Consider the following 1598-nt stretch of genomic DNA (forward strand, 5'->3'; position numbering starts at 1 on the left):
CGAAAGGTAGAGCCTTGCCACACTTCACCAAACCGGCCGCAGGAAGCTGGACCGAGAACTACCCCGAAATCGGCACCGCCCCGGTCGACTACACCGACTCCATCGACCCCGCCTTCTTCGAAGCCGAACGCGAAGCAATCTTCAAGCGCACCTGGCTCTACGTCGGCCGCGTCGAACAACTCCCCCGCACCGGCGCCTACTTCACCAAAGAACTCCCCTCCGCCGGACCCGGCACCTCCCTGGTCATCGTCAAAGGCAACGACAGCAAGATCCGCGCCTTCCACAACGTCTGCCGCCACCGCGGCAACAAACTCGTCTGGAACGACTACCCCGGCGAAGAAACCGCAGGCAGCTGCAAGCAATTCACCTGCAAATACCACGCCTGGCGCTACAGCCTCGAAGGCGAACTCACCTTCGTCCAGCAAGAAGGCGAATTCTTCGACCTCGACAAGGCCGACTACGGCCTCAAGGACGTGCGCTGCGAAACGTGGGAAGGGTTCATCTACATCAACCTCGACCCCAACGCCATCCCCCTCGTCGACTACCTCGGCACCTTCGCCAAAGGCCTCGAAGGCTACCCCTTCGGCGAAATGACCGAGGTCTACAGCTACCGCGCCGAAATCGGCGCCAACTGGAAGCTGTTCATCGACGCCTTCGCCGAGTTCTACCACGCACCGATCCTGCACATGAAGCAGGCCGTCAAGGACGAAGCCGACAAACTCGCCGGCTACGGCTACGAAGCCCTGCACTACGACCTGCAGCCCCCGCACTCGATGATCTCCTCCTGGGGCGGCATGGCACCGCCCAAGGACCTCAACATGGTCAAGCCCATCGAACGCGTCCTGCGCTCCGGCCTGTTCGGCCCCTGGGACCAACCCGACATCGACGGCCTCGCCGACGACCAGCTGCCCTCGGCACTGAACCCCACCGGATTCCACAGCTGGGGCCAGGACTCCTTCGAGTTCTTCCCCAACATGACCCTGCTCATCTGGAAGCCGGGCTGGTACCTGACCTACACCTACTGGCCCACCGCCGTCGACAAGCACATCTTCGAGGCCAGCCTCTACTTCGTGCCCCCGAAGAACGCCCGCGAGCGCCTCGCACAGGAACTCGCCGCAGTCACCTTCAAGGAATACGCCCTCCAGGACGCCAACACCCTCGAAGCGACCCAAACGATGATCGGCACCCGCACGGTGACCGAATTCCCCCTCTGCGACCAGGAACTTCTCCTGCGTCACCTCCACAAGACCGTCGGAGACTACGTCAAGGAGCACCGCGATGCCTCTGCCCACTGAATTCGCTGACCTCGAGCCCTACCTCGACTGGGACCTGGCCACCGAACCCGAACGCTACGCCAAGCGTCTCGCCTCGACCATGCCGGAAATGCAGGAGTTCTACAACGCCGCATTCCCCCGCCTCGAGGACGTCATCACCTACTGCGACAAGTTCGACCTCGACGACCTGCCCGACGACGCCCGCACCCTCATGCACCTGATGCAATCGCTGGTCATGGTCTCCTTCCCCATCGAAGTCTGGAAACAGCCCCGCGTCCCCGACAGCGGCGCCGCCTGGGCCGAAATCACCAAAGAACCGGTGGT

The 1598-nt window shown here is 62.8% G+C and carries 2 protein-coding genes; both read left to right on the plus strand.

The window, feature by feature from the left end:
* The first annotated feature begins 14 nt into the window (after window positions 1–14).
* The gene (locus MWU77_RS24345) at window positions 15–1295 is read left to right on the plus strand and encodes an aromatic ring-hydroxylating dioxygenase subunit alpha (RefSeq protein ID WP_169691049.1); all 1281 of its coding nucleotides are present in this window, start codon (window positions 15–17) and stop codon (window positions 1293–1295) included.
* Window positions 1279–1598 (plus strand): hypothetical protein (locus tag MWU77_RS24350; RefSeq protein WP_247275022.1); only part of this gene is annotated, 320 nt, incomplete at its 3' end. The genes MWU77_RS24345 and MWU77_RS24350, both read left to right, overlap by 17 nt.

The sequence above is a fragment of the Rhodococcus sp. F64268 genome (assembly GCF_023015605.1).
In the GTDB taxonomy this organism is placed as follows: Bacteria; Actinomycetota; Actinomycetes; order Mycobacteriales; family Mycobacteriaceae; genus Rhodococcus.